Source organism: Acinetobacter sp. FDAARGOS_559 (assembly GCF_003940475.1).
GTDB lineage: Bacteria > Pseudomonadota > Gammaproteobacteria > Pseudomonadales > Moraxellaceae > Acinetobacter > Acinetobacter baumannii.
Genome location: NZ_RKJG01000005.1, coordinates 279,982 through 299,072, shown reverse-complemented (window position 1 = coordinate 299,072; position 19,091 = coordinate 279,982). Strand labels below are relative to the sequence as shown.

Here is a 19,091-nt window from a genome sequence, read left to right as displayed (position 1 = left end):
ATGACACTTTATTATCAATTGGTTGGTAAATCAGACTATACGTCTGCGGTAGAGTTTGCGCTTTATACAAGAGAGCTGTTATTCCCAGAAATTTATCATGGGCAAGTCCCCAATGATTTACAAAATTTTGAGCAGCATTATGTCCATGATCCACTGGGCTGCTTCATTACAGTAAAAGACCAAAACCGCATTATTGGCACGATTGCATATCGGGCTTATGACCATCGTTTTGATTTAAATTTACCGTCTAATACGGTTGAGGTGGTTAAGTTATTTGTATTGCCTGAATACCGTCGTAAGGGCATCGCGACCCAGCTATGTGACATGTTGTTTAGCCATGCCAAAAACAGTGAAATTACGACTTTGTATTTGCATACCCATCCATTTTTACCGGCGGCTGAAGAGTTTTGGCGTCTACAAGGTTTTGAGGTTATTCAACGGGAATGGATCGATACCTATGACACCATTCATATGAGTAAATCTTTATAGCGCTTTATCATGCGTATGAAATCTTTTTTGAAATTGGCTAGGTGAATAACCCATAATTTTACTGAACATTGCGGTAAAAGCTGCCGAATGTTCATAGCCCAAACTAAAGGCAATTTCAGTAATTGAGATATTTTCTTTTAAGGCATTTAAAGCATAAATAATGCAGACTCGATTACGCCAAGCCTGAAAGGACATGCCAGTTTCAGACTTAAACCAACGATGAAAAGTTCGTTCACTTTTATTATGGTCATGTGCCCAATCTTTAGGGCTGCTATGAATATCAGGATGCTGCATAAACTCAGCACACTGTTTAGATAATAATGTGTTGCGAGGCAGCGGAATAAACAGAGGCAGGGCTGGTGCAGCTTCTAATTCATATAACAATAAATCGATAAGAGCGCCGTCACGGCCTGAGCGCGAGTAATCAATGGATAACTTATTTGCCTGAATGAGCAGTTGATGTAACAAAGGCGAGACTTGGATAACCTCGCAATAGTTTGCTTGTCTTGGGGCATTACTCACTTCTATATACAAACTATAAGTACTGACTTTAGATAGCCATACCCGATGTGGTTTGCCTGCGGGTATCCATACACCGCTGTACGGTAATACGAGCCATTGTCCATCTTCAGTTTCAACTTTCATGAGGCCTTCGGGTGCATATAAGAACTGTGCACGGCGATGGCTATGTGTATCTAACAAGGTATCAGCAGGATAATCTGACCCTAACGCTAGAACTGCTTGTGGTAGATGGTCTACCTCGTTAATTGAAATATTACGCATATATTTTTGGCTGAAACAAATAAAAATATGGCTTTTCTACGTTAGTTTGCCATAGAGCTATTTTATATCATGCCTCTATAAACGTGAGGAAGATAATCATGCTATATGAGCTATTTTTATTTGGACTACTTTCAGGCATAACGACTTGGTTATTTGGCTTTGGTGGCGGTTTTGTTGCTGTACCTTTGCTTTATACAGTCATTATTCAAAAGTGGAGTAATGAAAGTAATATCGGCATACATGCCATGCAAATCGCCGTAGCTACATCAGCTTTTGTCATGCTCTGCTCGGCAAGTTTTGCAACCTTTCGGCACTATCGTTCTGGACATATAGATTGGCAAAAAATCCGCTTTTTAGGGGGTGGTATTGCACTTGGTGGAATTGTCGGTGCGGTAATGGCCTCATTGTTTAATGGAAATTGGCTTCGCTGGATATTTATGGGCTATGTGTTCATAACCATTCTAGATTGTTATTACCGACCAGGGTTTATAGTGACCTCAAGGCAAAAGCAACACTATGGTCAAAACAGTGAACTCATTAAAGGGGGCATTATTGGTTGGGTTGCAGCACTTTTAGGTGTTGGAGGAAGTGTAATGACGGTTCCTTTATTACGGCGGCGGGGCAGTTCTATGGCAGAGGCTGCCGCTATTGCAAATATTCTCACGCTGCCTTTGTCTTTCACTGCAACGCTGACCTATTGCGTATTGTCACTTTGGCAATCTACACCCAACGGATTTATCGGTCTCATCTGGTTTGAAGCTGCTTTATTCTTGGTTGCTGGAACATGGATTGGGCTATATTTTTCAGAAAAATTTATTTCAAAACTACCTGATTTATGGCGGGCAAAGTTATATCCGCTACTTTTAATAATAGTTCTACTCGTCATATTTTTTGTAAATTAACTTGTTATTTCAATTAGTTGAAGAATAATCTCTCTTAAATATCAAATTTTTAAATGCTCTAAAACTGCAAATTTTATGTCTTAAAGGGCTTTGAAAAAAGTTTAAAAATTAGACTTGAAATATATAGTGGCTTTGTGCCACTATATATTCATCGAAGGTCATCAGACAAAAAGAGGATGATATGGCTATCCAGCTTTTAGATGCGGCAAGAAATGAGATTCCAGTGAAATTTACGCAGTTTTCTGGTGGCGAGCGTCATGTTCAAATTGATGAGGCAACCTTAGGTTCACTATCTGGCAACGTATTGGTCCGTGCAAAGATGGCCTCAAGTCACGATGTGATGGACTATTTACTACTTGAAAATATATTGCTGACTCAAGGCTTAACCGTTGACCTAGAAATTCCGTATTTTCCATATGCACGTCAGGACCGTATTTGTGCAGTAGGCCAAGCATTCTCGCTTGATGTGATGACCAAGTTACTCAACATCAATGCTGACAAAAAAGCGGGCAAACAAGGCAAGGTGACTGTTTGGGACTGCCATAGTGAAGTAACAACAACATTACTTGCTGCCAATACTTCTTTTAGCGAAGTTGTAAACATCAGTTCAGTCGACATCATCGCAAAGAGTGAAGCACTAAGTACATTGTTAAAAGATGAAAAAACAGTGTTGGTTTGCCCAGACAAAGGCGCAAAAGCGCGTACACAAATGGTCGCAGATGCTTTTAATTCTAAGCGCAAACAACCAATCACTATTATTCAGTGCGATAAAAAACGTGATCCAGTAACTGGCAAAATTTTAGGTACACATGTACATGCGACTGATTTATCAGGCCTCACAGCGGTCATTACCGATGACATTTGCGACGGCGGTGCAACCTTTATTGGTATTGCCAAAGAACTGCGTCGTCTCAATTGCCATAAGGTCGTTCTATACGTGACCCACGGTATTTTCAGTAAAGGAATAGAGGTTTTTGATGGGCTGCTTGACCAGCTATTTACCTCAGACAGCTTTCCACAACAACCATCAGACAAAATTTCAGTAATTGCTTTTGTAGCAGAATAAAGAGAACAAAGATGACGATTAAACTTAATCCATTAAATGCTATCGATTTTTATAAAGCGGATCACAGACGTCAGTATCCAGCAGGTACAGAGTACGTGTACGCAAACTTTACGCCGCGTTCATCTCGACTTGCTAAAATGTTGCCTGACTTCGATGATAAAGTTGTGTTATTTGGTCTTCAGGGTTTTATCAAACACTTTTTAATCGATACATGGAATGAAGGCTTTTTCAAGCAACCTAAAGACAAAGTGGTAGCTGCATATAAACGCCGTATGGATAGCTCATTAGGTGAAGGTGCTGTACCAGTCGATCATATTGAAGCTTTACACGATTTGGGTTATTTACCTTTACGGATTAAAGCTTTGCCAGAAGGTAGCCGCGTCAATATGCGTGTACCTGTGCTTACTGTAATTAATACCGACCCGCGTTTCTTTTGGCTAACTAACTATATTGAAACTGTATTAAGTGCTGAACTTTGGAAAAGCTGCACTACGGCCACAATTGCCTATGAGTACAAACGTTTATTAACTCAATATGCCGTAAAAACTGGCGCACCACTCGATTTTGTACCTGTGCAAGGACACGATTTTAGTAGCCGTGGCATGAGTGGAATATATGATGCGGCACAATCAGGAGTAGGCCACTTAACCAGTTTTATTGGAACAGACTCGGTTGCTTCAATCGACTACGCAGAAGAATATTACAATGCCACAGGTGTGATTGGGGTATCTGTACCAGCGACCGAACACAGTGTGATGTGTATGGGCACAGAAGACAGTGAGCTCGAAACATTTAAACGTTTAATTTGCGAGCTTTATCCGTCTGGTGTTGTCAGTATTGTGTCTGATACTTGGGACTTTTGGCGAGTCATTACAGAATTTACGGTGGCTTTAAAACCTGAAATTTTGGCGCGACAACCTAATGCTTTAGGCTTGGCTAAATTGGTTTTCCGTCCAGACTCTGGTGACCCAGTTAAAATTATTTGTGGTGACCCAGACGCCAAAGTCGGTAGCCCAGCATATAAAGGCGCTGTTGAATGTTTATGGGAAGTGTTTGGTGGTACAACAACTGACCAAGGCTATAAAGTACTGAATGAACGTGTCGGTTTAATTTATGGTGACTCCATTACCCTAGACCGTGCACAGCGTATTTTAGAAGGGCTAGAAGCCAAAGGTTTTGCTTCAAACAACTTGGTGTTTGGTATAGGCAGTTTTACCTATAACTACTTAACTCGCGATACCTTTGGGTTTGCTGTGAAAGCGACTTGGGGACAGGTGAATGGTGTAGGCCGCGAACTGTTTAAAGACCCGATTACTGACTCAGGCGTTAAAAAATCTGCGAAAGGTCTATTACGCATCGAAGAAAGTGAAAATGGCTTTACTTTGTTTGATGAGCAAACAGCCGAACAAGAACAAGGTGGAGCACTTAAAACCGTCTTTGAAAATGGTAAACTTCAATATGAGTGTACTTTGGATCAAATACGTGAGCGTTTATCCATCGCATAACTGAGTTTAGATGAGCCGTTGCATGAGTATCGGCTCATCATTTTCATTGAGAGACTGAACGTGACTATTCAAACTGAACAAGAATTCCTTGCCAGTTATGATCGCCGAGATTATGACGCACCTTTACTCACTGTAGATATGGCTATTTTCTCGGTATTTAATGGTCAGTTGCAGGTATTACTCATTAAGCGGCCCAACTTTCCAGCCAAAGACCAATGGGCCTTACCGGGTGGTTTTGCCGATTTAAAGCACGATCAAGATTTGATGGCTACGGCTTATCGTAAGCTTGTCGAAAAAACAGGAATTAGTTCACCTTATTTGGAACAAGTTGCCTCTGTGGGCAATGCCAAACGTGACCCGCGTGGCTGGGCAGTAACCATTTTGTATTTTGCATTAATCGATTTTAATGCCTATCAACACCAAGCCTTGGCTGAATACAGCGAATGGATACCTGTAGCAAAAGCTCAGGATTTAGCATTGGCGTTTGATCATAATGAATTGCTCAGCTTGGCTTTAGAGCGTTTAACCAGTAAAACTCGCTATACCGCATTGCCAGCTAGTCTAATGCCCGAGTTATTTACGCTAACCGAGCTCCAAACTATTTATGAAATTATTCTTGGGCAATCTTTAGATAAAAAAGCGTTTAGACGCCGTATGATAGAAGCGGGGGCAGTTGAAGAAACCAACCACAGTAAAATTGTAGGCAAACGACCAGCTCAGCTTTACCGCTATGCACTTGATTCTTTTGATTTTATATTTCCTCGTTCACTCGAATTACCTAGAAATAAAGAGAGTGAAGACAAGCAAAACAATGAGCTTTCTGACTAGCGCATCTTGATGCACTTTTGATTTATAATGCCGCGCTTATGATTGATGTCATGTTTTGATCAGCACTTTGCCTATGTCACACGTTTCTCCCTGCTTCCAGCAAAACCAGTTTTTTGTGTTGGTGGAGTACCTCACTTCACTACATGAAATTTATCCTGTAAGACATGAGTTTGCAGGATATCCGGCTGCAATGACATTGGCAGATCGTGTACATTCAGATCATGATATCGCGCCGCTTGAAGCCAGTAAAAGTTACCCTGACTCAATAGAGAAAGTCTTACACTTTTCAGGTAAAGCGAGAGACATACAAGATTTTGAACGCTTTTTAGAACAAGCCAAGTCTGCCAATATTCAAAACTTGTTATTGCTTACAGGCGACAAACTTAAAGAGCATCATAATGGTCGAGATGGACAGCCTCGTAGTCGTTACCTAGAGTCGGTAAACGCCGTAATGGCAGCTAAGCATCATGGCGGGTTTCGTATTGGGGTTGCTTTTAACCCATTTAAATATGTAGAAGCTGAGCGTGATGCACAGTATTTAAAACTGCATAAGAAGATTAAAGCAGGTGCCGACTTTATCATTACCCAATTGGGCTATGATATTGAAGCCTTAAAGAAAGCCAAATCATTTTTAATCAAGAACAATTATTCGCAGCAAATACTAGCTTGCGTCATGCCACTGACTTTAGGTCGTGCCAACTTTATGGTAAAGCATAAAGTTGCGGGTATTGTGATTACTCCACACATGCTAAAAGTCTTGGCAGAGGAAAAACAGGCAGGGCATACAGACCGTGTTTATTTGCGCTGCGCTTTACAAATTTTAATATGTAAACACTTAGGATTTGCTGGTATTCATTTATCTGCTTGTCATAAGCCAGAAGAGCAAATGTTGCTTGAGAGCTACATTGAGCAATACAGACATCTGGAGCTTAAAGCCTTAGAAGAGCTTTGGAATTCACTTTGGCAAGTCACGTCAGGCAAAGAGTTTTCACCTGAAATTACGCATTTTTCATGTCAGCCAACATCTAAACAATTAATTAAATATCGTCAGCTACATGTTATGCATGAAGCAATGTTTGGATCAAAAATTGCCAAAGGCGTCGGACGTTTTATTTTCAAAGCATCTTTTTGGGAAAACGCTTTGATCGCCAAACTCTTACTTAAAACGGAAGTACTGAGTAAACATAGCCTAGTGGGATGTGAAAGCTGTGGTCAGTGCCGCTTAGGCGACACTTTGTATATTTGTCCTGAAACATGTCCAAAAGGCTTAGCCAATGGTCCTTGCGGTGGAACAACTTTAGACCGCTGTGAATTTGGTGATCGTGAATGTATTCATTCAGTCAAAGCAAGACTAGCCAAAGCGGTTAAACAAACCGAAATATTAAAAGATAAGTTGATTCCAACGGTGCCTCTTGAAACGAGAGGAACCAGTTCTTGGAAAAACTGGTATTTAGCGACTGAGGCTTAAGTTTTGTATTAACCCTTGATTTGAACTTGTTAAACAATCAAATGATAGGCTAAAGAACAGCAATAATTTAAAAATAACAATTAGTTGCCTTAATTATGTCCAGTCAAAATGGCTACCGAGGAGTATACTTAAAGCAAATCTTTTGCGTTAAAGGAAAGGCTGTCTCAATGAAAAAATTGGTTGCTGTACTTACTGTAATTGTTGTTTTAACTGGATGTGTCTACGACCCTGTTAATTACAACAAAATACACGACCAAGAGTTCCAAGACCACCTCAGGCAAAACGGTTAGTAATAAAAAAGCCCACTCAATGAGTGGGTTTAATTGGGAATAACTTTAGAAGAAATTTTTAAGAGTTTAATTAATAAACAAAACCTCCTAAATCACTATTTTTGAAGGTTTGTTCGCCTTTTAATAGTAGGTTTAAACTTATTTGTAAGATTGTTTTATATAAAAATAATAAGCTACTTTACTTATTTTAGTAGCTTATTTATTAAACAATCATTACTTATAAGATTAAACATTCTGTCAGTTTTACTATTGTTAATTTAAAGAAATATAATATTTATAACTTATATATCTTATTCGTATAACTATAACAATTTAGATTGTTAACCAATTTTGAAATTACATATTATTTTAATTAATAATACTTAAATATTACATAATTAAACTTATATTTAATAATATTGCAATAAAAGGCTATTTAGTAAATTTAAAAAAACTATGTCTACTAATTGGTAATTTATTTGTAAAACAATTATTTATATTTAATTCTTTAAAATAAATTTATATCGAAAATTTAGACAAATTCGAATTACATAATTTTTAAACATAGTTTATATAATATGATTAATTGACATAAATAGAAGAAATATATGTCAAAGAGGTCAATGATATTTAATTCACTTAAGAACCATAATTTGCACCAAATTTTACGCTGTCACGATTCATTGAATAAAACCAAGTGAAAAGTTACGTAAAAAAGAAACCAATAATTTTATTGGCTTAAATAAAAAATCGAATATTACAAATAAGCGGAATGATTATGGATAACGTAGCTCAGCTAGAAACTGATACTAATTTCCAAAGCCGAAAGAAAATAACTTGGGGTGTTTTTAGTGTCCTGCTGTTATTTTTAGTTGCTGGCATCTTATATTATTTTTTTGTATACCGATTCTATCAATCTACTGATAATGCTTATGTACAAGCCGATGTCACTTGGGTAATGCCAAAGATTTCAGGCGAAGTGATGGAGTTATTAATTAACGATAATCAGGTGGTAAAAAAAGGGGAAACTTTAGCGGTATTAGACCATCGTGACTACCAAGCTCGATATGACCAAGCCCGTTCAGTAGTCAGCTTAAAAGAAGCCGCCCTAGGTGTACAACAACAAAATGAAAAGTCTGCCAAGTCGTCAATTAGTGAAGCAAATAGTGGTGTAGTGGCAGCACAAGCCGATTTAACTCGCTTAAGAAAAGAGTTCGAGCGTTATCAAGACTTATTAAAAGATGGCGTAATTACCCGTCAAAACTTTGAAGGGGTTCAGTCTCAATATTTAACCGCTCAAGCACAGCTCAGTAAAGCACAAGCCGCCGTAAATGCAGCAGAAGCTCAGTTAGGCAGTTTACAGGCCAGTCGAGCACAGCTTTTAGCAGATATTCAAAGTGCCAATGCAAATTTGAACTTGTACCAAGTTGATTTAGCCTCATCAAAAGTGGTGAGTCCTGTAAGCGGTAAGATCGGTAGTCTTGCAATTCAAAAAGGCTCACGCGTTTCACCGCAAACCCGCTTAATGGCGATCATTCCTGAAAATAGTTTGTATGTACAGGCGAACTTTAAAGAAACTCAAATAGAAAAAATGCATATCGGTCAGAAAGTTAAATTAAAACTTGATGCTTATCCAAGCCTCAACTTTACCGGAAAAATTGAGAGCTTTTCTCCCGCTTCAGGTGCGACTTTCTCACTTATGCCACCAGACAATGCCACAGGCAACTTTAACAAGGTTGTACAGCGTATTCCTGTACGTATCGCCATAGATTCAAGCCCACATATTGATTTGATAAAACCTGGAATGTCGGTGAGCGCCACCGTTGACCTAAGAACTTAATAATAAAATTTTGGGTAATCATAAATGAATAAGCATGTTGAAGCTGAGTGGAGGTTTCCCGCAAAAACTGCATGGGCAATTTTTGCTGCCATGATTTTTGGCAACTTCATGGCGATTCTTGATATTCAGATTGTGGCGAGTTCTCTAAACGAAGTACAAGCTGGCATGAGCGCAAGTCGTTATGAAGTCACTTGGGTACAAACGGTTTATTTAATTGCCGAGATTATTGCGATTCCAATGTCGAGTATTGTCTCGCGAGTGCTTTCAACACGGGTGTATTACACCATGTGTGCAATCGGCTTTACGGTGAGTTCTTTACTTTGTGCTTTGTCATGGAACTTGGAAAGTTTACTGGTGTTCCGTGGCATTCAAGGCTTTATGGGCGGCGGTATGATTCCGACTTCCATGACGGCCTTGTACTTACTTTTTCCAGAAGCAAAACGCTCTTTGCCTTTGGTCATGTTTGGCATGATCAGTACTTTAGGTCCAGCCATTGGCCCAACCATTGGCGGATGGCTTACCAATAACTTTTCGTGGCATTGGATGTTCCTGATCAATATTATTCCGGGCATTATCATTGCTACGGTCATCTACTCAGGTCCAAATATCGACCGTGCCAACTATTCACTCATCAAAAGTATGGACTGGTTTAGTCTCATTGGTATGGCGATGTTTTTGGGTGGGCTTGAATATTTTCTTGATGAAGGCGCACGGCATGACTGGCTTGCAGACACAGGCGTTCGGATTGCTTTTATGGTCTGTGTTGTAGGTGGCATGATTTTCTTCTCTCGAAGTTTTACTCAGCCTAAACCTTTGCTCGATTTGTCCGTATTTAAAAATAAAAACTTTACCTTAAGTGCCATTACAACGTTTGTGATTGGCATGGCGCTATATGGCTTGGGTTACATGATTCCTGTCTTTCTTGGGCAAGTCCGTGAAATGAACAGTAGCCAAATTGGTCACGTCATGATGGTGACAGGTATTGTTATGTTCTGCTTTGCGCCATTTCTTGCGTGGCTCATTCCCAATTTTGATACCCGCAAAACCGTATTTGTCGGAATGATTCTGGCGGGCTTTGGTGTCTGGCTTAATTCACATTTGAGCATTCATAGTGATTATGACTTTATGTTTTGGCCGCAAATTTACCGTGGTATTGGCCTCATGATTTGCCTGATTGTGGTGTCACATTTGGCTATGAGTACATTACCACTCAGTAAAGTAGCTGATGCCAGTGGTATTTATAACCTGATGCGTAATATCGGCGGCGCTGTGGGGTTAGCACTTATCAATTCATCCTTAGATTGGCTGACCGCCATGCATGTCACCCAGATTAATCAGTCGATGACACCGCAAAACTGGATATTTACAGAACGGCTTGACCGGCTTACGGCGCAATATCAGGAAGTCGGTGCAAATGCCCAGCAAATCGCGCTCAGCGTGATCTATCGCGATATTCACTTTCAAGCACTGACATCGAGTTTCAATGACTTATTACGCATGCTCGCAATCATTATGTTTGTGACCGCCTTTTTAACCATATTTATGGATCGGGGGAAGAAAATGAATATGTAGTGATTTAGAAATAAAAGGCAGCTTTCAAAGAATGAAAACAATAGGGCATATCAAAACATATCCCTTTATAGAAAAAGAACATTGATATGAGTTTCGAATATCGCTGTACGAGATAGGGGAACTCACAGATCTGGATGTGGGAGATTAAAGTATTATGATTAATACAACATATAAACTGATTTCAAAATTGAACCTGAAAAACGCAACTTATGGGCAATATTTTGAAAAAGAGCAAATCGATACTGAACGATTAAAAGTGATGTATTCCATTTACGAGCAGTATTATGAAAATACCAGATTTTCTATTTTCGTAGATGATTTTAAAAATAAAAGCGGTGCGATCTTAATTTTTGACTCAGAAACAGATGAGATTGTCGGTTTCTCGACGGTAGTTGTGCAGCATTTCTACTTAAACGGTAAAGATTATACCGTGCTCTTTAGCGGTGATACGGTCATTTTGAAAAAGTTTTGGGGCACGCGTACATTGCAAAGTACCATGCTCAAACTCATGATCAAGCTTCGAATTAAATATCCTTTTAACGAACTTTATTGGCTTCTCATTTCTAAAGGCTATAAGACTTATCTCTTACTTGCTAATAACTACTATGTGTATTACCCAAACATTAAAGATGAAAACCAACATCTTTCGGAAGTTGTTGAACATTACTGTGAAAAATTCTTTGGTGAATACTACGACAAAGAAGCCGGCTTACTCAACTTTGGTGACGACTATCAACCATTAAAAGGCGAAGTCGCACCGATTACTGCCGAAATGAGAGAAAAGAACCCAAATATTCATTTCTTTGAGCAGAAAAATCCAACTTGGAGAGCCGGTACAGAACTGCCATGTATTGGTCGACTTGGTTGGAAAGATATTGCCCGGTTCCCTGTAAAACTGATGACTAAACCAACAAGCAAAGGAAAATTTGAAGCGCAGTTAAGCCATAAAACAAAACGTAGAGAGGCTATCCAATGAAATCTAATCAATGGTTGACTCTCGGCTCGCATCTTATTTTAAAAAAATGGTGTGATGCATCTGACCGTAATTTCCAAAAACAGTTTAATGCTTTAGAGACTACGCAACGTCAAATTTTGCATTCGATTTTACAGACCTCTACTTTGGCCAAAGATAAACAGGTTCAAAACTATGAGCAGTTTGTAAAAGCTTTTCCTGCAACTCGCTATAGCGCTTGGCGAGAAGACATTCAGCGTTACCGTGAACAAAAGCTTTCACTCTCTAGCAGTAAACTGGTTCGTTTCCAGCCGACCAGTGGTTCGAGTGAACAAATCAAGTTTATTCCATACACCAAGCTGTTTTTAGATGAACTTGACCATGCAATTGCACCGTGGATGGCAAGTTTATACCGTAAATGTCCAGAGCTTAGTTCGGGTACACATTACTGGTCGGTGTCATGGCTGCCTGAGAGTCAGCGTGAAGTTTTAAAAGACAAAAACTTAAATGATGATAGTGCGCTACTTGGTATAGGTAAACGCATACTGTCTAAGTTTACCCAAGCGGTTCCAAGTAACGTTGCATTTGCGGCCAATGCTGATGATGCACTGTTTGCCACGATTTGTTATTTGGTCGCAAACCGTAACTTAGCCATGATTTCGGTGTGGAGTCCAACGTTTGCTTTGCAATTACTTGAACGTTTAGAGGCATTACAAAAAGACGTGATTGAGGTGCTTAACAGTGGCAAATGGGGCAACCGTCAGGCTTCCTTAAAAGAAGTGACGGCACCGCATAGCCCTGAAAGTGCTCAAGCTTTAATTGCAAGTTCAAATGGCGAACAGATCGACTTTAAAAAACTTTGGCCAAAGTTAAGTCTGGTTTCAAGTTGGGACACCGCAGGTTCAAAAGCTTGGGCCGAAAAATTAAAAGAAAAATTACCCAGTGTTCAGTTTGAAGGTAAAGGCTTATGGGCGACGGAAGGTGTAGTGACTATTCCCTACAATGACCAATACCCATTGGCTTACCAAAGTCACTTCTATGAATTTGAATATTTAGAAGGTGAAAAACAAGGTCAAATCGTTCCTTCATGGCAGCTTAAACAAGGTGACGTGGTCAGCCCGCTGATTACTTCGGGTAATGGCTTACTGCGTTACTGTCTAGATGACTGCTTAAAAGTGACTGGCTTTATAGAGCAAATTCCGTGTTTTGAGTTCCAAGGCCGTCGCTTTGGTGTAGATCTGGTCGGTGAAAAACTCGCGCCTGAAACTGCTCAACAGTTGTTGTCGCAGTTAAACGAAACGGAATCAAAAGCAATTTCTTTACTGGCGATTGATACCCAACAACAAGTTAAACCATTTTATTGCGTGCTTTTTGAAGGTGAAATTCATCACAGCATTAGCAATGAATATATCGACAGTATCTTACGTCAAAACTTCCACTATGAACTTGCACGAAACTTAGGGCAGCTCGACCAGCCTCAAATTCGCCAAGCCAATAATGGTTGGAATGCGTACAAGAAACTAGTCATGTTTGATGGCATTATCGAAGGCAATATCAAGCCTGAGCCACTCAAAAAAGTCACCCTGAATAGTTTGGAACAACTATGAAAGGGATGAAGCCATTTAATACTCGGTTTTTAACACTTCGACACGCCTTGTTTCTAGGCGTGTTGGTTGTGTCGAATACACATGCCATGACTTTAGATGAGGCTTTGTCGGCTAGTTTAAGGCATGAAAGCCAGCTTGAAGTGAGCCGTTTAAGTGTGAACCAGTCCACCGCTATGCTTGAACAGGCCAAGCAACGTGATGGACTCAAAGTTAATTTAGTCGGGCAACTTGACTATGAAAGAATAAATACGCCTTCACACGTCTTGTTTCCAACCGAAGGAAACCGTAAAGGCCGAAGTTTGCAATTGCAGGCAGATTATCCGATTTATACCTCTGGGCGACACCGTTTAGGAATAGACATTGCCGAGAGTCAGCTTTCAGCCCAACACCAAGGCTTATCAGATCAAAGATCGGAAACTATTTTAAATACCGTGATGGTCTATACCGACGTATTAAAAAAGAAGGCCATTTTAGAACTCAGACAAAAGACTATGGCAAATCTGCAACGGTCTTTATATGAGTCAAAGCGCCGTTTTGATGTAGGTATGATTACCCGTGCAGACTTGGCTCAGGTGTTGGCACAAGTCGCGCAAGGTCAAGCCGATATTACACAGGCGCAATCTAACTTGACCGTAAGTGAAGCGCAGTTTTATCAAGTGACAGGTATAACGCCTGACAACCTTGTTCCAATCAATCAATTACCTACTATTCCCGCTAACCTAGATGAAATATTGGCTCAAACCAAGAATCATCCAGCGTTAAAGCGGGCTAAATATGAAAAGCAAGCCGCCGAGAAACAATACGCTTTAACTAAACGAGAACTCTGGCCAACGGTCATGCTCACTAGCCGTGCCGGAAAGCAAGATGAAGCGAGTTATATTGGTTCTGAAAGTAATAACTATATGGTTGGGGTGCAGCTCAATGTGCCGCTTTATGACGATGGTTTAAATCGGGCCAATGTTAAAAAAGCGCAGGCCGATATCGATTTGGCTGCGCAAAAAATTCGAAGTCTTGAGCTGGACTTGAACAAGCGTACCCGTACCACCTATGCACAGCTTCAAACCATTCGACAAAATAAAGATGCATTGGCAAATGCCATAGAGGCAGCGTCTATTGCCTTTGTCTATACCCGTAAAGAGTTTGATGTTGGTACCAAAACCACTTTTGATTTGCTTAATACCGAGCAGAAACTACTTGATGCACAAACCCAGAAAACCGTAAATGATCAAGACGAAGTGGTGTTTGTCTATCAGCTACTCGACCAAATGGGGCGTTTAAACAATTTGGTACCTACACAGACCGCACAACAGGTGAATAATGAATAAAACAAATACACCACTTGCTAACACTCTCAGTACCCGAGAAGCAACTTTGGCAGATGACGAGGCTTTAAGAGAGTTAATTGCCGTACCGATGACCACCAAAGGCATACAAATCAGCTTTCAGCGTGAACCGAGTTATTTTAGGGCGTCCGACATCGTTTATCGGCATAAACTGCATGTCGTGATTGAAGATACCGAGAGTCAAAAGAAAGTTGCCTGTTATAGCAATGGTTACCGTCCGTGTTATATCAATCGGAACATTCAAAACTTACGCTATGCTGGAGATTTACGGGTAGATCACAGCTATCGGGGTAAATCATTGGTAAAAGTCTTAGGCAAACATGTAAAACAGACTATGCATGAACCAAACTATAGCCAAATGATTATTTTTGATGATAACCACGCGGCGCGTGCTGCCATCCAAACAGGCAAAACGGGAATGCCCGATTATTATGATGAAGGGCTTATAGAGACACTTAGTCTGACGAGCACTGGTGCAAAACGGAAAATCAAGGCTTTTTTAAATCAGGTTAATAAACAGAGTGATCTTCAAGAGATTCGTACTTGTGTCGCTGAAGCTGAGCATGTACCACCCATGAACCAGTTTATTCGTGACATGGCAGAGTTTTATAACTTTATTCCAGCCTATAACTTTGAAGAACTTGCCCAAGGGCATCGGTATTTTTCAGGTATGAAACTCTCGGACTTTTCACTTTATTTTAAAGGTGAAAAACTGGTGGGCATGTTTGGTTTGTGGGATCAGCATAGTATTAAACAAACCAAAATTTTAAATTACAGCTCGGCCATAGCTGTGCTTAGACCCGTCTATAACTTATTGACGCCAATGACTAAGGGCATGCGTTTGCCTAAGCTGGGTGATTCAATTCAGTACCATGTGCTACATACGCTTATGTGCCATCCACAAGATTTGGCTTTACACCATAAAATGCTCGAAGATGCCTATAACAAGTCAAAACAGCAGGGCGTTGGTGTGGTGAGTTTTACGCTTTCCCATAAAGACCCGCGTTATCAGTTAAATCAGTTCTATAAAGGTGAACGTTTAACGGATATGCATGGTTTTATTAGTTATGAGGGCGACCCACGACCAAATTTTGATAAAAACCTGATTCCATATTTAGAGGTTGGGCGTATTTAATTTAAAGCCTGAGGTGATATTTTTAATGAAGCCCACGAAAGTGGGTTTTTGATATATTTATACTTAGTCACTAAACATACATATACCACCACTACCATACAAACCGAAATTTAATAACATGGTAGTTAAGTGATGAAAAAGAGTTTATTGGGCGGCCTTATTCTGTCTTTGTGTACGACTCCAGCTTTTGCATTAAATATTTTATTGGTTAACGATGACGGCCTAACCAGCAATATCAAAGCACTTTATGACGAATTAAAAGCAAATGGGCATAACGTGGTTGTGTCTGTACCGTGTTCACCACAAAGTGGTCGTGGTGGTGCAATTGTGATGTACAGCTCAACGACGATTACCGCGGATAATGATAAGCAAATTGCGGCTGAAAACGGTTGTCACAATGGCGCAGCACCCATTGGTGCACCTGCGGCTGGAACTTTTACCAAAGCGGGTTATACCAATGGCGACTGGAATTACACGCATGGCACACCAGTCATGGCAACAGTTTATGGACTAGACGTGGTTGCATCAAAACGCTGGGGTAAAGCACCAGACCTAGTTTTATCTGGCCCGAATGAAGGCCAAAATGTCGGAAAAGTCGTTGTACACTCTGGCACCATTGGCAATGTACAGTTTTCGGCAGCACGCGGGATTCCGTCTATTGCATTAAGCGCCGATACAAACACGGTAGATGACAAAACTTTAAACAACCCTAACTCTGCAATTGTGGCAAAGCAAACTGTAGTGTTATTAAAAGAATTACAAGCTAAGGCAGGCAAGGGCCAATTGTTGCCAAAAGGCATTACGCTAAATGTGAATTTTCCTAAAAATTTAACAACCAGCACGCCGTTTGCTTTTTCAAAGATTGGGACTTATGACTTATATAAATTGAAGTTCCAAGTGACCAAAGATAGTAAAGGCAACAATCAATTTGGCTTAGGAATCGATGCGGCACCATCGGCGCCAACTGCCGCTCAAATGTCGGATGAAAGTGCTGTAATGCAAAGCAAAATTGCTGTGACTGCCATGCAAGTTGCTTATGACCAACGACCAGCAGGTCAAGAATGGCTTAAAATCCGTTTAAAAAGCTTATTTAACAAGTAAGGAGCAAGACCATGAAACGTTGTTTATTGGTTTTACTCCTTGGACTTGGATTGGCGGCTTGTAATGACAATGATCATGATGACCAAGTCTCGACTGAAAAACCTGCACTAGCGCCGAGCTTAGACGTCGGTACTTATATTATTAGTACCGAAACTGATCAAGAATTACCTATGGCGGGTAAATACTATTCTGGTGCAGATGGTTCTAAATTATTGGTTTTAGATGATGACGAAAACCGTGCCAAGATTGTGATGAGCTACGATGCAAAAACCAAAGCTTGGCGAAGCAACCAGTCTAATCAGGCGATGACAGTCGAATTAGCACATTATGAAAAAATTGCTGATCAAAAACTTTTGCTTAATCAATTGGTCGGCACCTACGATTTATCGTTTCCAGATGGAACGACGGTAAATGCCGAGGTTAGTGCACAAGGTAAAATTGTCTCGAAAGATTCAAATTGTGTGTTTACGGGTGTTATTACTGAAAGTGCATTAGCCAATACAGCAAACTATCAACTTACCGATAATAAGTGTGATGCATTAAAAAATAACTCGAAAGGTTATGTTGTGGTAGATGAAGACTTAGAGCATATGAGTTTTAGACTCGTATCTGACACCATTGCATCAAAAGACATTTGGGCATTTGCGCAATCTTAAAAATCAAAAAGGCAACGGATTTATTTCGTTGTCTTTTATCTCAACCTATCTTGCGCCGTTGAAACAATCAACATGGTTTGAAGGTAATAATCGACACGTGATTGATTATTTTCTTTATGTGAGTTGTGCGCATTAAAGGCTGCATCATGAAGTTTCACGACTCGAGCGATCGGATTTGAACTACAACGAATTAAATATTCTTCGCGTGTTTCAGTTTCTCGTTTAGTTAATGCATCAACCGCATCACGAACTTCTTTTCCGAATAAACTTTCGATTTTGGCTAGGGTAAGAGGCGTATCTTCAACGCTATCGTGGAGAAGGGCTGTAATAATATAGACTTCTGAAAATTGGTGCTCAATTAATGAGTTGACCACACCTTTAATATGGTAATCAAAGTAATCATGAGAACCATACTTTTGGCCTTGATGAGACTCTTTTGACAATTTCTCTGCTAATTCAACTTTATTTTGAGTCATTTTTTGCTCTTATTACTTTAAGTATATGACACGGCCTAATGGGCGAGATGGGTAGTTTAAGTCATAATTTTATACTGAATAAGCTACTTTGTTGTGAATACTCTCGTTTGTTTGGTGAATCTCCACAATGTAATATTCAACATATGAAAACGGATAAATAAATTATTGCTATCTATAAATATGAGATGCGCAAAAAATTGCTCACTTTTATCTAAAATAAATCAAATTGAGCAAATATATTCACAAAAAGTCTTTTTTATCGTATTTTTGAGAAAATAATTGCTCATTTACACGAATGAAAAAATTAACAATACAAGCCCAAGACCGTCAGCAGATTCTTATAGATTTATATAAACAATATTTGTTGAGTGAGATTACTTTGGGGCAATTGCTATCGTATTTACGCAAAAATGTGTTGGGTTTGTCGCAAGAACAATATGCTAATTTGGTGGGTATAAGCCGTCGGACTTTAACGGACATTGAGCAGGATAAAGGTAAACTCACTCAGTCTGTGTTAGATAAAGTGTTTAAACCACTTGGTTTAAAAGCAGGGCTTGTACCTACGCATGAACATATTGTTAGCAAAATTATAAAGCCAAACGAGTAAGAAACTATTTAAATGTTCACAAGGGAACGCTTGTGAACACTAAAATGATAAATTTTGAGCCAATCTAATACATAAATTTTTGCAACTTTAAAATTTAACTTAATGATATAAAAGCAGATTGTAAATATTACTTAAGAGTATCCTTAATTATGTAATTAAATGAAAAATAATAATTATTTAAATATTTTCTAGCCAATTTCACATTGACACTTCAAATATTGAAGATTACCATTTGCGGGCTGGCCTACATTGCCAGTCGGTTTTAGCAGACCGTTCACTCCGCATCAGAATTTATTCTTTCTGAGGAATAGTTTTGTGCGTAAACTCCCAGTTCCCTCCCGTAGCGGTAGGACGGGAGAGGGACACCTTCGGGTGTGCTAGTTGAGTGACTAGTCTGCTAACCCTCTTTCGTTCTGCCACCATAAATCTTATGCTCTGGCAGAACTCCATATATAAGGAGTTGGCTTTGCGCATCCATCATTTCTTGGCAAC

At 39.7% G+C, this 19,091-nt stretch carries 18 protein-coding genes; 16 read left to right on the top strand and 2 right to left on the bottom strand.

Annotation, left to right across the window (positions count from 1 at the left end):
* The gene (locus tag EGS71_RS02835; protein WP_000177608.1) at positions 1-489 is read left to right on the top strand and encodes a GNAT family N-acetyltransferase; all 489 of its coding nucleotides are present in this window, start codon (positions 1-3) and stop codon (positions 487-489) included.
* On the opposite strand, the gene EGS71_RS02830 is transcribed toward EGS71_RS02835, so the two are convergent.
* Complete coding sequence (locus EGS71_RS02830) at positions 484-1,272, bottom strand: AraC family transcriptional regulator (protein ID WP_001244571.1); 789 nt, start codon at positions 1,270-1,272, stop codon at positions 484-486. The genes EGS71_RS02835 and EGS71_RS02830 overlap by 6 nt on opposite strands.
* Positions 1,273-1,370: 98 nt before the next feature.
* Between EGS71_RS02830 and EGS71_RS02825 the strand changes: the two genes are divergently transcribed.
* The 14 genes from EGS71_RS02825 to EGS71_RS02765 all read left to right on the top strand — a co-directional run bounded on the left by EGS71_RS02825 (position 1,371) and on the right by EGS71_RS02765 (position 17,516).
* A complete protein-coding gene (locus tag EGS71_RS02825) occupies positions 1,371-2,174 on the top strand; it encodes a sulfite exporter TauE/SafE family protein (RefSeq protein WP_000965108.1) in 804 nt (267 codons plus the stop codon).
* A 181-nt stretch (positions 2,175-2,355) separates the two neighbouring features.
* Complete coding sequence (locus EGS71_RS02820; protein ID WP_001007506.1) at positions 2,356-3,240, top strand: phosphoribosyltransferase family protein; 885 nt, start codon at positions 2,356-2,358, stop codon at positions 3,238-3,240.
* An 11-nt stretch (positions 3,241-3,251) separates the two neighbouring features.
* Positions 3,252-4,745, top strand: coding sequence for a nicotinate phosphoribosyltransferase (locus tag EGS71_RS02815; RefSeq protein WP_000152985.1), 1,494 nt, complete (start codon positions 3,252-3,254; stop codon positions 4,743-4,745).
* A gap of 60 nt (positions 4,746-4,805) precedes the next feature.
* Positions 4,806-5,573, top strand: coding sequence for an NUDIX domain-containing protein (locus EGS71_RS02810; RefSeq protein ID WP_000155295.1), 768 nt, complete (start codon positions 4,806-4,808; stop codon positions 5,571-5,573).
* 73 nt (positions 5,574-5,646) lie between these two features.
* Positions 5,647-7,041 (top strand): methylenetetrahydrofolate reductase C-terminal domain-containing protein, encoded by a 1,395-nt coding sequence (locus EGS71_RS02805; protein ID WP_000020066.1) that lies wholly within the window; start codon positions 5,647-5,649, stop codon positions 7,039-7,041.
* A gap of 167 nt (positions 7,042-7,208) precedes the next feature.
* On the top strand, positions 7,209-7,331 hold the full coding sequence (locus EGS71_RS22870; protein ID WP_000737387.1) for a hypothetical protein: 123 nt from the start codon (positions 7,209-7,211) through the stop codon (positions 7,329-7,331).
* A 757-nt stretch (positions 7,332-8,088) separates the two neighbouring features.
* Complete coding sequence (locus EGS71_RS02800) at positions 8,089-9,150, top strand: HlyD family secretion protein (protein ID WP_000370774.1); 1,062 nt, start codon at positions 8,089-8,091, stop codon at positions 9,148-9,150.
* A 24-nt stretch (positions 9,151-9,174) separates the two neighbouring features.
* Positions 9,175-10,722 (top strand): DHA2 family efflux MFS transporter permease subunit, encoded by a 1,548-nt coding sequence (locus EGS71_RS02795; RefSeq protein WP_001032985.1) that lies wholly within the window; start codon positions 9,175-9,177, stop codon positions 10,720-10,722.
* A gap of 187 nt (positions 10,723-10,909) precedes the next feature.
* Positions 10,910-11,698, top strand: a complete 789-nt coding sequence (locus EGS71_RS02790) for a hypothetical protein (RefSeq protein WP_075874782.1) — start codon at positions 10,910-10,912, stop codon at positions 11,696-11,698.
* A complete protein-coding gene (locus tag EGS71_RS02785; RefSeq protein WP_000841504.1) occupies positions 11,695-13,281 on the top strand; it encodes a GH3 family domain-containing protein in 1,587 nt (528 codons plus the stop codon). The genes EGS71_RS02790 and EGS71_RS02785 overlap by 4 nt, the downstream gene beginning before the upstream one ends.
* A complete protein-coding gene (locus EGS71_RS02780; RefSeq protein ID WP_000677748.1) occupies positions 13,278-14,606 on the top strand; it encodes a TolC family protein in 1,329 nt (442 codons plus the stop codon). The genes EGS71_RS02785 and EGS71_RS02780 overlap by 4 nt, the downstream gene beginning before the upstream one ends.
* A complete protein-coding gene (locus tag EGS71_RS02775; RefSeq protein WP_001044494.1) occupies positions 14,599-15,759 on the top strand; it encodes a hypothetical protein in 1,161 nt (386 codons plus the stop codon). Before EGS71_RS02780 ends, EGS71_RS02775 begins: the two co-directional genes overlap by 8 nt.
* 129 nt (positions 15,760-15,888) lie before the next feature.
* Entirely contained in the window at positions 15,889-16,860 is a 972-nt protein-coding gene (gene surE, locus EGS71_RS02770) for a 5'/3'-nucleotidase SurE (protein ID WP_085944055.1), read from the top strand.
* A gap of 11 nt (positions 16,861-16,871) precedes the next feature.
* Positions 16,872-17,516: a hypothetical protein gene (locus EGS71_RS02765; protein ID WP_000817307.1), complete on the top strand. Its 645-nt coding sequence runs from the start codon at positions 16,872-16,874 to the stop codon at positions 17,514-17,516.
* A 35-nt stretch (positions 17,517-17,551) separates the two neighbouring features.
* Here EGS71_RS02765 and EGS71_RS02760 read toward each other — a convergent pair whose 3' ends face one another.
* Positions 17,552-17,992, bottom strand: coding sequence for an HD domain-containing protein (locus tag EGS71_RS02760; protein WP_000193132.1), 441 nt, complete (start codon positions 17,990-17,992; stop codon positions 17,552-17,554).
* Between the two features lie 295 nt (positions 17,993-18,287).
* Between EGS71_RS02760 and EGS71_RS02755 the strand changes: the two genes are divergently transcribed.
* Positions 18,288-18,599 (top strand): helix-turn-helix domain-containing protein, encoded by a 312-nt coding sequence (locus EGS71_RS02755; RefSeq protein ID WP_000737062.1) that lies wholly within the window; start codon positions 18,288-18,290, stop codon positions 18,597-18,599.
* Positions 18,600-19,091: the final 492 nt, after the last annotated feature.

Bases quoted from the DNA above. Each gene is read 5' to 3' on its own strand.
- EGS71_RS02835 (WP_000177608.1), top strand. From the start codon at position 1: ATGACACTTTATTATCAATTGGTTGGTAAATCAGACTATACGTCTGCG.
- EGS71_RS02830 (WP_001244571.1), bottom strand. From the start codon at position 1,272: ATGCGTAATATTTCAATTAACGAGGTAGACCATCTACCACAAGCAGTT.
- EGS71_RS02825 (WP_000965108.1), top strand. From the start codon at position 1,371: ATGCTATATGAGCTATTTTTATTTGGACTACTTTCAGGCATAACGACT.
- EGS71_RS02820 (WP_001007506.1), top strand. From the start codon at position 2,356: ATGGCTATCCAGCTTTTAGATGCGGCAAGAAATGAGATTCCAGTGAAA.
- EGS71_RS02815 (WP_000152985.1), top strand. From the start codon at position 3,252: ATGACGATTAAACTTAATCCATTAAATGCTATCGATTTTTATAAAGCG.
- EGS71_RS02805 (WP_000020066.1), top strand. From the start codon at position 5,647: ATGTCACACGTTTCTCCCTGCTTCCAGCAAAACCAGTTTTTTGTGTTG.
- EGS71_RS22870 (WP_000737387.1), top strand. From the start codon at position 7,209: ATGAAAAAATTGGTTGCTGTACTTACTGTAATTGTTGTTTTAACTGGA.
- EGS71_RS02800 (WP_000370774.1), top strand. From the start codon at position 8,089: ATGGATAACGTAGCTCAGCTAGAAACTGATACTAATTTCCAAAGCCGA.
- EGS71_RS02795 (WP_001032985.1), top strand. From the start codon at position 9,175: ATGAATAAGCATGTTGAAGCTGAGTGGAGGTTTCCCGCAAAAACTGCA.
- EGS71_RS02785 (WP_000841504.1), top strand. From the start codon at position 11,695: ATGAAATCTAATCAATGGTTGACTCTCGGCTCGCATCTTATTTTAAAA.
- EGS71_RS02780 (WP_000677748.1), top strand. From the start codon at position 13,278: ATGAAAGGGATGAAGCCATTTAATACTCGGTTTTTAACACTTCGACAC.
- EGS71_RS02775 (WP_001044494.1), top strand. From the start codon at position 14,599: ATGAATAAAACAAATACACCACTTGCTAACACTCTCAGTACCCGAGAA.
- EGS71_RS02765 (WP_000817307.1), top strand. From the start codon at position 16,872: ATGAAACGTTGTTTATTGGTTTTACTCCTTGGACTTGGATTGGCGGCT.
- EGS71_RS02760 (WP_000193132.1), bottom strand. From the start codon at position 17,992: ATGACTCAAAATAAAGTTGAATTAGCAGAGAAATTGTCAAAAGAGTCT.
- EGS71_RS02755 (WP_000737062.1), top strand. From the start codon at position 18,288: ATGAAAAAATTAACAATACAAGCCCAAGACCGTCAGCAGATTCTTATA.